At 47.6% G+C, this 15714-nt stretch carries 22 protein-coding genes; 8 read left to right on the top strand and 14 right to left on the bottom strand.

Translation table 11 applies throughout. The features are described from left to right. Positions 1-438, top strand: a complete 438-nt coding sequence (locus DFO56_RS24120; RefSeq protein WP_045514362.1) for a hypothetical protein — start codon at positions 1-3, stop codon at positions 436-438. 132 nt (positions 439-570) lie between these two features. On the opposite strand, the gene DFO56_RS24115 is transcribed toward DFO56_RS24120, so the two are convergent. From DFO56_RS24115 to DFO56_RS24095, 5 genes are all read right to left on the bottom strand, one after another. Continuing rightward, complete coding sequence (locus DFO56_RS24115; protein ID WP_045514364.1) at positions 571-996, bottom strand: nuclear transport factor 2 family protein; 426 nt, start codon at positions 994-996, stop codon at positions 571-573. 187 nt (positions 997-1183) lie between these two features. After that, positions 1184-1891, bottom strand: coding sequence for an SDR family oxidoreductase (locus tag DFO56_RS24110; protein WP_045514366.1), 708 nt, complete (start codon positions 1889-1891; stop codon positions 1184-1186). Positions 1892-1918: 27 nt separating this feature from the next. Beyond that, on the bottom strand, positions 1919-2215 hold the full coding sequence (locus DFO56_RS24105) for a YciI family protein (RefSeq protein ID WP_045514368.1): 297 nt from the start codon (positions 2213-2215) through the stop codon (positions 1919-1921). A gap of 45 nt (positions 2216-2260) precedes the next feature. Continuing rightward, on the bottom strand, positions 2261-2713 hold the full coding sequence (locus DFO56_RS24100; RefSeq protein ID WP_045514369.1) for a nuclear transport factor 2 family protein: 453 nt from the start codon (positions 2711-2713) through the stop codon (positions 2261-2263). An 84-nt stretch (positions 2714-2797) separates the two neighbouring features. Further along, a complete protein-coding gene (locus DFO56_RS24095) occupies positions 2798-3604 on the bottom strand; it encodes an SDR family NAD(P)-dependent oxidoreductase (RefSeq protein ID WP_045514371.1) in 807 nt (268 codons plus the stop codon). Positions 3605-3779: 175 nt separating this feature from the next. Between DFO56_RS24095 and DFO56_RS24090 the strand changes: the two genes are divergently transcribed. After that, positions 3780-4835: an AraC family transcriptional regulator gene (locus DFO56_RS24090; RefSeq protein WP_045514373.1), complete on the top strand. Its 1056-nt coding sequence runs from the start codon at positions 3780-3782 to the stop codon at positions 4833-4835. Positions 4836-5182: 347 nt separating this feature from the next. Here DFO56_RS24090 and DFO56_RS24080 read toward each other — a convergent pair whose 3' ends face one another. The 3 genes from DFO56_RS24080 to DFO56_RS24070 are packed head-to-tail and all read right to left on the bottom strand — an operon-like array spanning position 5183 to position 7726. Then, positions 5183-5584: a glutathione S-transferase gene (locus DFO56_RS24080; protein WP_072051672.1), complete on the bottom strand. Its 402-nt coding sequence runs from the start codon at positions 5582-5584 to the stop codon at positions 5183-5185. A 29-nt stretch (positions 5585-5613) separates the two neighbouring features. Next, positions 5614-6294 (bottom strand): type 1 glutamine amidotransferase domain-containing protein, encoded by a 681-nt coding sequence (locus DFO56_RS24075; RefSeq protein ID WP_045514375.1) that lies wholly within the window; start codon positions 6292-6294, stop codon positions 5614-5616. A gap of 16 nt (positions 6295-6310) precedes the next feature. Then, positions 6311-7726, bottom strand: a complete 1416-nt coding sequence (locus DFO56_RS24070) for a coniferyl aldehyde dehydrogenase (protein WP_045514376.1) — start codon at positions 7724-7726, stop codon at positions 6311-6313. A 106-nt stretch (positions 7727-7832) separates the two neighbouring features. Here DFO56_RS24070 and DFO56_RS24065 point away from each other — a divergent pair, with 106 nt between their 5' ends. Together DFO56_RS24065 and DFO56_RS24060 are read left to right on the top strand one after the other, a co-directional pair. Further along, positions 7833-8726 carry a LysR family transcriptional regulator gene (locus tag DFO56_RS24065; RefSeq protein WP_045514379.1) on the top strand — a complete coding sequence of 298 codons (894 nt, stop codon included), beginning with the start codon at positions 7833-7835 and terminating at the stop codon, positions 8724-8726. Between the two features lie 136 nt (positions 8727-8862). Beyond that, positions 8863-9465, top strand: a complete 603-nt coding sequence (locus DFO56_RS24060) for a site-specific integrase (RefSeq protein ID WP_045514381.1) — start codon at positions 8863-8865, stop codon at positions 9463-9465. 87 nt (positions 9466-9552) lie between these two features. Here the strand turns inward: DFO56_RS24060 and DFO56_RS24055 are convergent, their stop codons facing one another. The 4 genes from DFO56_RS24055 to DFO56_RS25055 all read right to left on the bottom strand — a co-directional run bounded on the left by DFO56_RS24055 (position 9553) and on the right by DFO56_RS25055 (position 11673). Beyond that, positions 9553-10002: a carboxymuconolactone decarboxylase family protein gene (locus tag DFO56_RS24055; RefSeq protein WP_045514383.1), complete on the bottom strand. Its 450-nt coding sequence runs from the start codon at positions 10000-10002 to the stop codon at positions 9553-9555. Positions 10003-10697: 695 nt separating this feature from the next. Continuing rightward, the gene (locus DFO56_RS24690; protein WP_147271698.1) at positions 10698-10967 is read right to left on the bottom strand and encodes a hypothetical protein; all 270 of its coding nucleotides are present in this window, start codon (positions 10965-10967) and stop codon (positions 10698-10700) included. 59 nt (positions 10968-11026) lie between these two features. After that, positions 11027-11203 (bottom strand): YnfU family zinc-binding protein, encoded by a 177-nt coding sequence (locus tag DFO56_RS25205; protein WP_370447825.1) that lies wholly within the window; start codon positions 11201-11203, stop codon positions 11027-11029. A 308-nt stretch (positions 11204-11511) separates the two neighbouring features. Further along, positions 11512-11673, bottom strand: a complete 162-nt coding sequence (locus DFO56_RS25055) for a YnfU family zinc-binding protein (RefSeq protein ID WP_255419538.1) — start codon at positions 11671-11673, stop codon at positions 11512-11514. 381 nt (positions 11674-12054) lie between these two features. On the opposite strand from DFO56_RS25055, the gene DFO56_RS24045 reads away from it, so the two are divergent. The 3 genes from DFO56_RS24045 (at position 12055) to DFO56_RS24035 (ending at position 13366) form a co-directional block, all read left to right on the top strand. Beyond that, a complete protein-coding gene (locus DFO56_RS24045) occupies positions 12055-12228 on the top strand; it encodes a GnsA/GnsB family addiction module toxin (RefSeq protein WP_045514387.1) in 174 nt (57 codons plus the stop codon). Between the two features lie 234 nt (positions 12229-12462). After that, positions 12463-12831 carry a DUF4440 domain-containing protein gene (locus DFO56_RS24040; protein WP_045514389.1) on the top strand — a complete coding sequence of 123 codons (369 nt, stop codon included), beginning with the start codon at positions 12463-12465 and terminating at the stop codon, positions 12829-12831. 31 nt (positions 12832-12862) lie between these two features. Beyond that, a complete protein-coding gene (locus tag DFO56_RS24035) occupies positions 12863-13366 on the top strand; it encodes a GrpB family protein (RefSeq protein WP_045514391.1) in 504 nt (167 codons plus the stop codon). Between the two features lie 227 nt (positions 13367-13593). Here DFO56_RS24035 and DFO56_RS24030 read toward each other — a convergent pair whose 3' ends face one another. Both DFO56_RS24030 and DFO56_RS25050 read right to left on the bottom strand, forming a co-directional pair. Continuing rightward, positions 13594-14052 carry a lysozyme inhibitor LprI family protein gene (locus tag DFO56_RS24030; RefSeq protein ID WP_052679833.1) on the bottom strand — a complete coding sequence of 153 codons (459 nt, stop codon included), beginning with the start codon at positions 14050-14052 and terminating at the stop codon, positions 13594-13596. Further along, positions 14049-14972 carry a peptidoglycan-binding protein gene (locus DFO56_RS25050; protein WP_045514393.1) on the bottom strand — a complete coding sequence of 308 codons (924 nt, stop codon included), beginning with the start codon at positions 14970-14972 and terminating at the stop codon, positions 14049-14051. Before DFO56_RS25050 ends, DFO56_RS24030 begins: the two co-directional genes overlap by 4 nt. Positions 14973-15424: 452 nt before the next feature. Between DFO56_RS25050 and DFO56_RS24020 the strand changes: the two genes are divergently transcribed. Then, positions 15425-15610: a hypothetical protein gene (locus DFO56_RS24020; RefSeq protein WP_045514394.1), complete on the top strand. Its 186-nt coding sequence runs from the start codon at positions 15425-15427 to the stop codon at positions 15608-15610. The last annotated feature ends 104 nt before the right edge of the window (positions 15611-15714 follow it).

The raw sequence follows: 15714 nt of genomic DNA, 5'->3' as shown, positions 1-15714 counted from the left end.
ATGCGTTTAGAAATGCTAGACAAACACCTGGCAGAAAAAATTAAGGTAGTAAGTGAAGAAAAACGAAGAAGTGCAGTCAGAGTGGCATGCGAACTCGCTGTTCAAATCTGTCCGGTAGACCTGCATGTAGTGGACGAATCACTCAGGCAACTACTATCAGGATATAAGCTATCGATCGAGCAGGTTTCCAAACTGGAAAGGCTGGCTGCACAGTTAGATGAAGAATATTTTAACCTGCATGATAGTCAGAACGAAGAGAGGGAATTAAATCCTCAAGCTTTGCATTTGTTTAGCCAGGCACGCGCAGTTTCAGCCCTCGCTTTCGCCGGGAGAGATGATTCAATTGAGTCAGCAACCGAAGCAATTTATGAAGCAGCCTCAGCCATTGATGATGGCCAGGTTTTGAATGCAGTCTTTTCGGTTCTGTCAGAAATTTAGCCGACATCTATATCATGGTTCTGCAACGTCCACTGTTCGCTCAAAGCTGACCTAACGGCGCTTCAGGCGGTCTGCTTCGTGCCAAAAGCGGACAGGATTAATCACACACTGCAGATATAATAATCCATTATGTTAATGCCAGTCGTGCTCTGCAGATAGACTCACAACCATTCTTGAGGGACGCATTATCATCTTAAGTGAGGTAATTTTTCCCTGAGCACTAAATTCAACCAGATCAAAACCGAATATAACATCATTCCCAACTCTGCCGCTGAACTCAATGACATAACCCGTGTGGTTGCAAAATTGCCGCATATACCTGAAATCATTAATAACACTGAAACGCGCGGCTAGTATAGCGGCGATATTATCTTTAGCGTCAATCGGCTCTGTTGAGAGTGGGCTGTGCACTATCACATCATCAGAGAAAAGATCCGCGATATTCTCCCAGTCCTGGTTTGCAATAATTCGGTACCACTCTCTCAGTCCGGTTTGCGCAGCCTGATGAGGGGGATTTGTCTGAGTCTCTTTTATTGGATGCATTGTAGAATCACTCATCGGGGTCTCGGATCGTGAAGATATATTTCCCGGATAACAACTTAGAACAGTCATTGATGTAAGATTGGGCAATCAGCAGAACGCGGCCGGGGGCATGACTCTGTAGAGTTAAGTTTTGCGGAGCACTTTGCCCCGCAAACATGCGCTCAGTCAGAGCGAAACCCTGAGGTATTAACGGCTCTGGGGGTTACCCGACCATACCCAGATACATCGGAGGATTAGCCGTCAACCCGGCATGCACGCTTTGAGTGACCTCATCAGCCAGGATTTCAGATTGTCCGTCCTCTAATGCAGCGAGTGTCATTTGCGCTATGTCATCAGGTGATGCTTTGTCTCCGGGAACGCCGCGCGCCATATCTGTGTCCATGAAAGCAACATGCAGCGACAGAACCTCTGTTCCCTGGGCCTTCAGTTCCTGCCGCATGGCATTGCTTAAAGCCCAGGCGGCAGCTTTTGAAGCACTGTAACTTCCCGTCATACCGGGTAATGTGACCCAGCTCAGGGCGGAGATCACATTGATGACAGCGCTGCTGTCATGCTTAGCCAGAATTGGGGCAAATGCCTGTGTCAGGCGCAGTGGGCCAACAGCATTTGTCTCAAACTGACTACGAAGTGTATCGATGGCTGCGGGATCAAGGACGGAACCCGAACCGCCAATGCCTGCGTTGTTGACCACTAAACTGACGTCGCCCAGTTCGCGAGCCAGAGCTTCCACCTCTTCAGGACGGGTCACATCCAGACGAACAGGTATAACTCCCGGTTGCGTGACCGTCAGTGGGTCGCGCGCTGCGGCATACACTTTACGAGCCCCCGCTGAGAGTAATGCACGGGCAAAAGCAGCACCTAAACCTCTGTTTGCGCCGGTAACCAGTGCGACAGTATCTTTAATTTTCATCGTCTTCTCTTTTGTGAAATCAGGCTATTATTTTCGCGCGGATAAATGAGGCATGTCGTAATGCTCATAATGACCAACACCATTTTTTACGATTGGATCCTGTGACGTGTAGTCTGCAATATCTTCATCGTCAGCAATCTGGTAAAGCGAGACACCGTAACCCTCTCCATCGTTAATGACTGGACCATGAGCAACGATAACGCCCTGAGCAAGAAGTTCGTTCAAATAATCGCCATGTTGCCCCATCCACTTCTGTTCGTCCGCGGACAAAGTGGCAAGAAAATCTGCCCGGGGTGGGATCCACTTGCATAAGTAGTTTTTCATGTCATTACCTTTAAAATGAGCAGTTAGTCGGGTCAGGATGACTGTTTATTCTGCGGAAGAATGTGCTGCAGCAAGACGCTTACCGGCTTCAGCTGATAGATTCAGAACTACATGTGCGGGGCGCATCATGACCATGAAATCGGTGATTTTGCCTTCCTGATTGAATTCCACGAGATCGACACCGAATATTTCGTCATCACCGACGCGGGCACTGAACTCAAGGACGTAACCTGTACTGCTGCCGAAGTGTCGCAGGTATCTGAAATCTTCCATTACGCTGAATACGGCGCCAAGAATGGCCACCATCATTTCCTTGCCACGATATGCCTCAATCGATGCAGGGTTACGGAAAATAACATCCTCGGTTAGCAGTTCAGGGAGGCTCTGCCAGTCCAGTGCGGCAACAATTCGGTGCCATTCTTTCAGCCCGGCTTGTGCGGCCTCATGGGGCAGGCCTGTCTGAATATCTGCAACGGCATGTAATTCAGAATTACTCATTGGATTCTCCACCAGTTGTTAAGTCATGTTCACCGGATAACTGCTCAGGGCAGCCTCCGGTGTGTCTTTATTCAGATAGCAGGTTTACTTTGCCGTTTTAACGCTTTTCAGAATCGAGCCCTCGAACATCCCCGGAAGGTAGCTCTGTAAGAAAAGAATGACACCGGTCATCCTGCCAACAGGATTACTGAATTTCGGTTCTTTGGTCTGGATAAGCCTGGTGATGGTTGATACAACGGCATCTGGCTCTTCCGCCTCGTTAATCCCTTTTTGTGTAGCTGCTTGTGCCTGACGACGGTAAGCGTCATAGTCCGGGATATGATGATCAGCCGATGAAACAGAGTGATTACCGAGATTAGTTTTAAACCAAACCGGCTCAACCATACTGACTTTTATGTTGAACTGATCCAGTTCAAATCGAAGAGACTTAAAATAACCCTGAACCGCGTGTTTTGAGGCCGTGTAATAGGACAGGTTCGGAGGGCCAATCAAACCAACTATCGAACTGACGGTAATGATCTGCCCACTCTGCTGTTTGCGAAAATAGGGCAGTAACGCATTCGTGACCCTGATGGTGCCCCAGAAATTAGTTTCAAACTGTTCCCGCCCAACGCCGATAGGTGTTTCCTCCGCGAGGCCAGTCACCATATAGCCAGCGTTGTTGACGAGCACATCCAGTCGGTTTGTGTAAGTGAACAACTCCTGTGTAAACGACTCAATGGAGCTGTCATCATCGATATCGAGTCTTAACAGTCTGAACGGGACTTTGCCTGCATATTTCTCTGGCTGGCGGCTGGTCCCAATGACGCTGAAGCCGTCTTTATGAAGTTTGGTGGCAAGCATCAGACCAAAGCCTGAAGACGCACCTGTAATCAAAATTGTTTTTTTCATTTTTTCGACCCCAGTCATTTTTAATGATAAATCGTGGGGTCTATTCTGGTGCTAACGCCAACCATCATCACTAGCGAAACACGCCATTTTTTCAGCAAATGGCGCCAATATTACGTCAGGTTAAATGGCGCCTTTTGCTATTGAGCAGGCGTTTTTTGCGATATAGACTGAGTGAATGAACACAGAAAAACCGCACAAACTTATCCGCCGACACGACACCATGCAGGACTATTCAGTCTGGCCTGGCTGGCGTCTGTTAATGCAGGATGCCGGTATAGAGACTTCGCCGGTTCTGCGTCGCGCACAACTGCCGGGCGACCTCTTTACGCGCCAGAACGTTCGTTTAGACGCGGACAGTTTTTACAGACTCTGGGTTGCCATCGAAGATGAGGCCATGTCTGTCAATGCCGATATACCTGCAGCCCTGCAAATAGCAAAGGTGATGTCGTCGGACTGGTTCGATCCGGAACTTTTTGCCGCACTGTGTAGCTCAAATATGCACTGTGCGCTCGAACGGATGGCAAAGTACGTCAGACTTATTGCCCCCATGCGATTCCCGGTAGACCACACGGAGATGTACACGACAGTCTCAATTGATTTCATGGATAACACCGGGCAGCCCCCAACGGTGTTCCTGATCTTTAAGCTGGTTTTTTTTGTACAACTTGTTCGTCTGGCGACACGCTCTGCCGTGAAGCCACTGCGTGTCAGCTGGCCCCAGGCTACTGAAATGGGGAACAATGATGCTCTCGCCTATGAGGCATTTTTCGGTACAACAGTGACAAACAGTCCGCTGGCGACTCTGGTATTTTTAAGGGAGGATATGGATAAGCCCTTCCTGACAGAAAACCACAAAATGTGGCTTTTCTTTGAGCCTTCCTTACGCCAGAGACTGGCTGATTTAGATAAGCTGGCCGGTATGTCAGAAAGAGTGCACAGCACGTTGCTGGAGACGTTGCCCGCAGGGGAAGTATCCATGCAGACTGTGAGTCGAAAACTCGCTGTGAGCACACGGACATTGCAGCGCAGGCTTCAAAACGAGGGGACATCATTCCAGCAAATACTTGATCGTGTACGTGAGTCACTGGCTCATCACTATTTGCGTAACACGAATATGTCGGGTGCAGAGATTTCCTTTCTTCTGGGTTTTGAAGATTCCAATTCCTTTGCCCGTGCTTTCCAGGCCTGGACGGGAAAGACGCCGCAAGCCGTGCGGAATTTAATTGAATAAAACTACGTTAATTCATGATTATCCATCGTCGTGGGGAGTTAATACCGATGATTGTACGTACCGCTAAAAATCGATTGAGCACGTTTCTGTCGTATAACCTGTAACTTTTCAAAGCAACACAAACCAGACGATTTGCAACGTTAATTCCAGAAATCTCTGGCATTCAGGCCTGCCCCCGCATAACTAGAGCTCTTCGCTCATAGCTGACTTTTCATGCACCCGGGCCAGGAGCAGACGTTGGCGATTTATTTAAATGCACCTAAAGAACAAAATCCTGTAGCCAGCAAATTCAATCCTTATGTGCATCATGGCTGATAAGACGTGCGCGGCACACCTCCAGAATTTCATCAGCCAAAGCTGACAAACTCGGAATTCGCATAATCCTCCAGGAAGTTGAGCCCTGTGCCAGTATCAATTTCAATCTCACCGAACACCTTCGGCAGTAACGGCAGCATTGCAGAGCTGTCGGCAAAATGAATCCACTGCAGGTATTCAATAAACGCCGGGGAATCAGCTGGCGGAGCCAGATGTGGGGCACAGTGTGCAATCAGATATTCCACAATCGCCCCTGACTCCACGATGACATTGCCATCCACCTCGAGTACCGGTGATTTACCCAACGGGCGGATGCCCTTCGGGGAGTCTGGAGCTAAGTGGGAGACAGGATCTCGCTGATAACGGATTAGGTCATACGGCAGTCCTGCCTCTTCCAGTAGCCATAAAATTCTGGCTGAACGGGAGTTATTCAAATGATGTCATGTGATCGTCATTGCGGAACTCAAGGCTGTATTTTGCGTAGCAGGGTTGCGGCCGCAGCCTCTGAGCTGGCAGGGTTCTGCCCCGTGACCAGATTGCCATCCTCCACCACATAGGGCATCCAGTCGCTTCCCTTACTGTAGTGAGCGCCTGCAGTAATAAATTCATTTTCAATCAGGAAAGGGACGATATCGGTCAACTCGACAGCCTGTTCTTCGCTGTTGGTAAAGCCTGTAACATGGCGATCTTTGATGAGCAGTGCACTCTGCACACCCTTCACATGGCGTAGTACGCCCGGTGCATGGCACACAAATGCCATCGGTTTATCTGAACGATTAAATGCTTCTATCAGCGCAATCGAGACAGGCGATTCCGCGAGATCCCATAATGGACCATGACCGCCAGGATAAAATACCGCATCAAAATCTTGCTCTTTGATCTCGCTGAGTTGCTGAGTGTGCGCCAGTAAAAACTGGGCATCAGTGTCATTTTTAAACCGGTCGGTCATTGCAGTCTGAAATTCAGGAAGATCGCTTTTGGGATCCAGAGGCGGTTGGCCGCCCGCCGGAGAGGCCAGCACCACCTCGGCGCCAGCGTCTTTAAAGACGTAGTACGGGGCGGCAAACTCCTCCAGCCAGAACCCCGTTTTCTTACCAGTATTGCCCAGTTCACTGTGTGAAGTCAGAACCATTAATATTTTCATTGCTCTCTCCTGAAAATTAGCTTTGTAAAAACGCGATGATATCGGCGGTTTTATTCTTATAGGGGGCACGCAGACGCAGGTTAGATGCACCGTCCTCGTTTTGTACCACCACCGGTTTCTGATGGCTGAAGCGTCTGAAACCGTGTATTCCGTGGTAGGCTCCCATTCCGGATGCCCCGACACCACCAAATGGCAGGCTGTCGATGGCGGCATGGGTCATCACATCGTTAATCACTGCTGCGCCAGATGTTGTGTTTGCTATAAAGGTATTCTGGCTCGCCTTATCGTTCCCGAAGTAGTACGCCGCAAGTGGGCGCGGATGCGCATTGATCCAGTTCAGCGCCTCGTTGCTCTCCGTGAAAGTTTTCACTGGCAGCAACGGGCCAAATATCTCTTCCTGCATGATAAGCATGCTGTCGTCGACATCGAGCACCAGGTGCGGGGCAATTTTGCGTGAGGTGGCGTCAAAATCCGCTTCACCTGCAGGTGCCAGGCTGATGATGGTGGCACCTTTACTGCGCGCATCCTCCAGTAGTGTCAGCAGACGCTCAAAATGGCGCGGGCTGATGATCGCAGTGTAGTCCGGGTTCATCTGAACTGCCGGGAAACTTGTCGCCATAAACGTCCGTGCCGCGTCGACCAGAGCCTCAACTCTCTTCTGTGGTGCCAGCAAGTAATCGGGTGACAGACAGATCTGCCCGGCATTAAAGGTTTTGATGGTCAGTGTGCGGGCAATTGCCTGCGCCATATCGGCATCTTTATCGATAAACACCGGCGATTTACCGCCAAGTTCGAGGGTGACGGGCACCAGGTTTTCTGCTGCGGCGCGCATAACATGTTTACCGACGGCAGTGCTACCGGTGAAAATTAGATGATCAAACGGCAGGGCGCTGAATGCTTGGCCGACATCGGCATCACCCAGCACCACGCACAGTTCATCCGGGAAAAAGTACTGAGGGATCAATTCCGCCAGCAGTTCAGAGGTGTGCGGCGTCAGTTCAGACGGTTTGAGCATAGCGGTATTGCCCGCAGCAAACACCCCCGCCATCGGCCCGAACGCCAGATTAATCGGGAAATTCCACGGGCTGATGATACCCACCACGCCCAGCGGTTGCTGCTCAATCCATGCCTGCATCCCCGGGTAGGGCGCCGCAACGTGCTCCGGTTCCATCCACTCGCTGACCTGCTCTGCGGCGTGGCGCAGCATGGTGACGGTGGTCGCGACATCTACGATTAGCGACTGATATTCACTGCGGTGACCGAAGTCGCGATTAAGCGCCACATTAATCGCCTGGTGATTCTCTGTGAGCAGTTTCGCTGCACGCAGCAGGCGATCTTTGCGCAAGGCTGCGCTGGCGGGTCCAGCCTGCAGATGCGCGTTTTTCAGGGCTGTGAGCTGCGCCTGAAGCCCGGTGCTGAAGTTATTCGACATTGTCATATTCCGTGTTCTGTTGCGATGGGAGAAGCTTGACAGTTCTGGTGTTCCGGGGCTAACAAGGCTATTTTGTTATGGGTATAAATATTTTTATGAGTAAATTATGTCATTGATTCGCCTGAGAACATTTGTTGAGGTTTACCGTCAGCGTTCGATCACCTCTGCCGCTAAAGTGCTAAATCTTACGCAACCTGCGGTGTCGCAGCACATCGCCGGTCTGGAATCGGCGGTGGGGAAGGCACTGTTTGAAAGACAGACGCACGGCGTGGTGCCCACTTCTGCAGCGGACGAGCTTGCGGCAGATATTGGTAATAAGCTGGATGCAGCAGAAGCGGCGCTGGCCACTGCGCGAGCGCGGTCGTCCGGAATTGCCGGTACGTTGCAGATCATTGGCCATGCCGATTTTATGGCGGAAAAGCTTCCCGAAGGTCTGCGGCCACTGCTTGAGGCCGACGTTCGTGTACGAATGCATACCGGGGACGGGCCGCAAGTTACGAAAATGTTGCTGGAGGGGCACTGCGAACTGGGGATTTCGGCGCACCCGGTAACCGACGATCGTCTGAGGAGTGAGGTGATCTATGCCGACAATGTGCTGGCTGTAGCAAGTCCGGCAGTATTCCATCGCCTGATGCAGACCGACTCACTTCCCGCAGCGCTCAGTGTGGAACCGCTACTTGCTTACAATCTCGATCTGTCGTTGATTGATAACTGGATGGAGAAAAATGGCATTGCCGCGCCGGGAACCCTGCCGGCAGCTGTGGGTCAGGATCTGCGCGCCCTTCGAAGTCTGCTAACCAAAGGGTTTGGCTGGACGGTATTGCCAGAATACCTGTGCCGGGAGCAGCTAAAGCGTGGTGAATTGATGGCAATTTCGCCACCAGTGGGCAGTACCACTATCATTTACAACCTGATCTGGATGCCCGCATCGTTGCGCCAGCCGCGTGTAGCATGGGCTAAAAGAGTATTGTTGTCAGAACTTAAGCTTAAGGAACTATAGAAAACTTTATCGCCACGGCTTCGGTAGACGTCATTTAAGTGACCAGCAATGACTATTAATGATAACTCGCAACTTCCGCTTTTCGCTCATAAGGGACAACCATACTCAAATCTCCCACATTGCAGGAGATTTGAGTATGAACACGTCACCGTGGAACAAAGACCGTATCATCGGCCAAAAAAGACCACTTCAGATATCTCATATCTGGGGGATCAGAATCCGACTTGAACTGGAAGGTAAAACGCGCGATTTAGCTCTGTTCAATATGGCCCTGGACAGTAAGCTTCGGGGCTGTGATCTGGTCAAACTCAAAGTATCTGATGTTGCATATGGCAGCTCTGTTTCAAGCAGAGCAACGGTTTTGCAACAGAAAACCGGTAGTCCTGTGCAATTTGAGATAACCAAAGGGACCAGAGAAGCTGTTTCTGCATTGATAAAGCTTGGCAATTTGCACAGTAAAGACTTCTTGTTTCGGTCTCGGGTCGGAACTAACCAGCACATTTCAACCCGGCAATACAACCGAATCTTTCATGGGTGGGTAGAAAAGCTTGGTCTCGACGATTCGCTGTACAGCACACATTCCATGAGAAGAACAAAACCTTACCTAATCTACAAGAAAACTAAGAACCTCCGGGTGATCCAACTTCTGTTGGGCCATAAGAAACTCGAAAGCACAGTCCGTTATCTGGGCATTGAGGTCGATGATGCGTTAGAGATCTCGGAGTCGATTGAAGTCTAAGGTTGTCGGGGCTGCAACAGCAGCCCTGTGCCAGGAGCGGACTTTAATACAGCTCCAGAGTCTATTTTGGGGGGCAGCTTACATCTGTCAGGCTTTAGCTAGCGGCTTCATTCGAAAACTAATACCCATACGATTAATGGCATTCATGGTGGCAATAACAATGGTAAGTTCAACCAAATTTTTTTCACCGAATACAGAAAGCGCTGCGGAATATGCTTCATCAGAAGCATGCGTTTCATTTACACGGGTAACTTCCTCCGCCCATGAGAGCGCAGCTTGCTCTATATCCGAGAATAAATAGGTAGCTTCTCGCCAGACAGGCACCAATACAATCTTCTCGACAGACATGCCACTCTTTATAAGATCGCGAGTGTGTATATCTATACAGTGTGCACAACCATTGATCTGTGAAACTCTTAAAAAAATTAAATGGATCAGATCAGCTGGCAAACTTGTCCCGGTAATGGCGTAATGATGGAGCGCTCCTATAGCCTTGCCACCTTCAGCGGAAACTTGAAACCAGTTTGGACGCTTCATCCTTATATTCCCTTTTTGAGATGTTTAAGTAAGTCTTTGTTAATCATTAAGATGTCTCACAGAACCGCTACGACTGAATTTAAATTAGTACGTCTGCTCGGACATTGTCATATTAGCCATTAACGTCGTAGATAAAAGAGGCAAAAAATGAGAAAAACGGTAGGACAATCATAGGGGGGGATCTCGTCCAGTAAAAGAGGGTAAACAATTTTTTGAAAGCAATCGCTTTAGTGCTGCAAAACCCACGATAATGTCCGTTTCTCGCTTAGGTTCAATTAAACTCAATCTTAACCAGACCCTTAGTGAAGATCCGACTTTGGGGGTTTTCGGATCTGAGGAGGAGAGAAAAAGGATTCATGCCGTAATAGCACAAATAAATACTGATTATTGCGGTATATGCATTATTTTTTTTACGCAGGGAAACGTGGTCATTGTTGCGCCAGATGCATGGGCAGGCCGTCCTGACCGGTAACTGATGTAAATGTCCGCTCTGCATTAATTTTGGGGCGCAGGTCAGCAGCGCACTACTGGGCTATTAAGCGTACAAAAATGCAGAAAGCCTGCATGTGGGCATGTTGTGCAGTTGCCTGCCCCGACGCCAACTACTGAGCCATGACAGCGGACATTCACATAATGCATGCCGCGATCGAAATCCGTGTGTAACGGTCTAGAGTTAAGACTGGGCAAAGATATAATTAATCTTCGCTGAATCTTCTTTTCGACTCTTGCTCGCTGACATACTCAAAAGGCAGCAATTTTTCTGGTTTGTTCTCCAAAAACCATTCCAAACTACTGCGCTTAAGAATTGAGCCAGTTGCAAAGCAGCTGTTGCTCACACTGCGGATTAAAGCGAATTTGCCGTTATTAAAAGCGACCCGATGAATGCAAATCGGATGTGAGGATTCTCCCTGAAGCCGGCTCTCAACAATGCCACATGTGAGCATTACGTCTGTAGTATTTTTCATGATCACCTTTTATCTCAAAATATTATGGCTAATGAAGTTTATTCGGAAGGAAGCGCGGCTTATCCTCCAATGCACTTACATTCAGATGGCAAGAAATCCAGACCGCAATATGGGCATTCCAGAGATAAATTTTTACGCATTTTAACTGCTTTCTGGTCTGCAATCCTGGAGCACCTGGGGCAGGTGACGGGTACCGGGCGTTCTTTGAAATGCCTGAGTCCGCTACTGTACGACATAAGCTAATACTCCGAACATTCTGTGTGAGGAAAAAAGCACCCCAATCTTAATGAGGTGCAACATGATCAAAGAAAACCAAGGGAAAACTAATAGCTTATCCTTTCATACTCTTCCGAAAGAAACATATAAAAAGCCATGAAACGACCATGCTCAAATGTAAGAGACATGCCTGAATTGATTATGCATAAGAGTATGAAGTTAAAATTTTTCAATTCAGTGCCAGCCATTTTATATGTTTCTGTATTCGCGGCACGGAGCCCTAAACGATAGGGTTTTAAACACAATAATGGAAATTTAATGACATCCTTTACCCCTCCTCCGGGAGAAAGAAATGTCCACATTTCGGACAAATGCATGTGGTGTTTTTACGTACTTTACTGGATCTTTGTTCCATAACATGGGAGCACTGAGGGCAGGTCACCTTGACCAACTTATCCATGTATATCCTAAGGTCATCAGAAATATTCATTTATATTGCCTGGCAGGTGTATGGGTATTCAGTCTATTCCTGTTGGTTTCTATTTGCTCATTTTTTGTTCATTTTTGCTTTTTAACCAAAGCATGAAATGTTGCTTCAATGTTGTCTGCTACGCAGTGAGGCCGACATTTTTAAAGTGATAAAAAACGTCTTAATTATTCAGTAAATAAGCCACACACATACGTTAAAAAATCGAGAGTCTTCCAGTCGTGAGCCTGGCGGAAAGCTGCTTTCTCGGGCAACCATCTATGACGGCTCTGGTGATGCAACCAGCTACCGACTTACTGATGTCCAGGAGAATGAGTAACAAGCACCTTCCGGGAAAATAACCTATGATTTATAAAAGGTTGGGTATGAAAAAGGAGTGTGCGCATGAAACACGAAGAACTGGAGCGTAAAGCTGAGCAAGAAATTTCTGCTCTTATTACTAAAAAAATCGCTGAGCTACGGAAAAAAACAGGCAAGGAAGTTTCTGAGATCGAGTTTATACCGAGTGAGACCATGTCCGGTCTTGAGGGGTATAAAGTAAAAATAAAGCTTATGTAAAATAAATAGGTCGCTTAGGCGGCCTTTTTTTATTGCTCACAATTGACATGCTCCCGGTTGATTATTACACGCCGTCCTACATCACTGCGGTTATGGCAAATGCGAACTTCCGCTCCTCGCTCTGAGCAGACATGTCTGCCCCCTGATCGACTCTTTCGTGCCAAAAGCGGAAGTAGCGCCTGAACTGTTATGGTAAATTTGAACTTCCGGCTTAATCACTTGAGGATAAGCAGAATGCTTCTGGAGAAGCTCAGATTGCTTGAGTGCAGCCTTCACGGCGACAGGCGCAATGATCGGGAGTGGCTGGAACTGATTCTTCATCCTGAATTTCGTGAAATCACCCGGTCAGGTGTGACGGTCGATCGGTCAGAGACCATTGCGTCGCTGCTAAGCGAAAAGGCTGCACCGTATATTCTCAGCAGCGATTTCCGTCTTACGGAGATGGGCTGCGGTTACGCTCTGCTTCACTATCGGACGTTTTACGCTGATGGCAGCCATCATGCATTACGTTCCTCTTGCTGGATTTGTTCGGATGAGGGCCAGTGGACTCTGTTTTTTCACCAGGGAACGCCGGCTCCAGGCAATGCCGGGGGTCAGGGTTGAGTTGCACATTTAGGACAGAGAGAATGTGTTTATGCGGAAGATTATTGTTGTGCCATACGATGATAGATGGCCAGAGATGTTTGAAGCTGAAAGTTTACTGATAAAAACATTGCTCGGTGGAATGGCTAAAGATGTCCATCATATTGGAAGCACGTCAGTTCCTGGTCTCTCAGCAAAGCCCGTAATTGATATGCTACTTGAAGTTTCCGACATCAATGAATTGGATAAGTACCATTCAGCAATGGCCCACGCCGGGTATGTTGCTCGCGGTGAGAACGGGATTGCGAGGCGCAGATATTTCATTAAAGGTGGTGATCAGCGTAGTCATCAAGTCCATGCGTTTGCAGTCGGAGATATGCAGGTATTGAGACATCTTGCTTTCCGTGATTATCTTCGAAGAAACAGAGACATTGCAGAAGAGTATGCTGAGATAAAACACGCAGCTGCATTACTCAGCGGGAACGATGCTCATCGCTATAGCGCCCTCAAAGCGAAGTTTATTGAGCGCCATCAACAACTAGCGCTAGCTGTCTGAGAACGATTGAGTTCTTTGCCGGAAGGGTATGTTCAATAATGATGAATTCACTAAGTAGTCATCAGTAAACGTCTGCTCCTCGCTCAAAGCAGACTTAGCAGCCTCGCAATCGACTATTTTGTGCCAAGAGCGGACATTGATAGCATTGAGATATGTTAATTTATAGGGAGCAAGTCAATTAAGCCTGCTGAACGACAAAAAGTCAGTCAGCAGGCAACTAATCTCACTCACTCTTCATCGGCATGAAGCATTTTTATCTCTTCAGTATGCCGCTTATTAAGATTGATTTGGCACTGATAAATATAGGGCCAGTAATCATAGGTGTCCTCGCCGATTTGCGACCCAACGCCTAAACAGAAGTTCTTGCGATACTCTTTCCATGAATTTTGCGATTCCAGGAAAAATTTACTGAAGACATCACCAATGGTGAGTTGAGGATCCTTACTTTTATATACGGGCCCAGTATTGTTCTCCTTTATTTGCGCGACTGTTTTGGCAATTAACTCATCCATGCTTTGATTGCTTTTGTCACTAAGAGCGTGTAAGCATTCAGAAGCTTTTCCACGGTCAGCATTATTATGCCAACAAGTATCAGTTTCTGACCCGGCGATAATATCTGCTTTTTCAGCACTGAAGGCTGACGGGGCTAAAGCCAAAAAAGCAATCGCTAATATTATTTTCTTCATTGTAAATACCTGATTCTGTGTCTTGTAGACTCATAACGCATAAGTGATGAATCTTCCCGGATGAAGTTAATAAGCGCTGTTCTGCCAGCAATTGCAGCCTCTATTAAGCTTGCTGGATGTCTTATGCCCTGGTAAAAAATATCGACAACGACATCTTTTATTTTGTGGTCGAGTTGATCCCATGAGGGTGCGTTCGTTTTTTTTGCTGCTGTTTTTTCATAAAAAGGTTTGGCGTAATTCTTTTTCTCTAAATAAGAACGTTTGAATAATTCAATCTGTTGCACATAGCTTATCTCACCAAATAGCTGCCATGTGGTATCGACAAAAACCTTTGCCTGTCTTCCACTAAGATATGCTGCGTTTGATGCAATCACTGCGCGATATTCTTCTATACCAAGACTTCGCAGAGTTGAAAAAATCTCTCCGGCAGTTCGCATCTTCATGTCGTAACCGCGACCCAGTGTGACGCCTGATACATCGCCAGGCCAGTGCAGTATTCGGGAGAAATAGTCAGGTCTTTTGGGTGCCCTCTTGGGAGCATAATCCGGGAATATATAATCATTCCCTTCAGCATCAAAGGTAACCTGGCCTTCAGGCACCTTTAGCTGTGCCGCCCCGACAGTCTTACGCCATGGCTGTAAAACAACATTATTTATAGCTTCCTGAAGCCAGATATCTCCAGGATGAATCATTCCGGTAGGCTTCATAGAGAGCATATTCTGAAACCAGCGAATACCTTCAATCGTATCCCTGTCACACTTGCCTGTAATCTTAACGTCTCGTCCGGTTAATTCTTGATAACCTGACTCACTAAGTGTTTGCTGAAACCACAAAACTTCTTCTGGCTTGTTGTTGCCACACTCCCCCAGAGTGGAATCTATCCGCATAATATGCGGTATGTAGCTTTTTCTACTACTCATAAACGCTCCCCTATCCCTTGATGCGTCAACAAATTTTTTTACTATTATGCATTTTAAAAATTGTGGGCGTCACTGGAGAAAACTGTAACGAAAAATGCCGGAAAAGTTTTACAACGGTCTAAACGGATGGCTAAGACAGATACAATTTTTGCGAATTGTCAGCATCGCCTCTTTAATGCCCGGCTTCCAGCACATCTCAAGTGCACTGATAACCAGCTCCTCGTTGATTCACACGGAATGCTGTTAGCAATGCCCTCTGTTCGCTCTGAGCAGACATGTCTGCCCCCTGATCGACTCTTTCGTGCCAGGAACAGACGTTGCTGACATCAGTTTGTGTTGATTAACGGGGAGCTGGTCAACACACCGATAAGTATTTTCTTGCCTTAACAGATTTTCTACCATACAACATTTTCATAATCTATTTTTAAATCAATAATGATCTGGGGAACAAAATGAGACCACCAATAACTGATGATGAACTGGAATTACTGAATCAGGATATGGGCAAACTGAGTCGTGCTCAATTTAATGAAGGCGATGTTTTCAATGCTCTCAGGTTGCTAGAAATGCGTCGCCAGACAGCAAAACTGGAAGCGATAAAGCGTTTGTTGGAATCAATGAGTGAACAGGAAACCTGATGGTTAGTTTGAATCGCCACGGATAATCTAGACACTTCCGAGCCGTTGATAATACTGGTTTTCATATTCTGTCGGTGACATCTGTTCGCTAGAACCATGCCGAC

Source organism: Kosakonia sp. AG348, from assembly GCF_003337365.1.
In the GTDB taxonomy this organism is placed as follows: domain Bacteria; phylum Pseudomonadota; class Gammaproteobacteria; order Enterobacterales; family Enterobacteriaceae; genus Kosakonia.
Note: the sequence above shows the minus strand (reverse complement) of the source record. Positions and strands in the feature narration are given on the sequence as shown.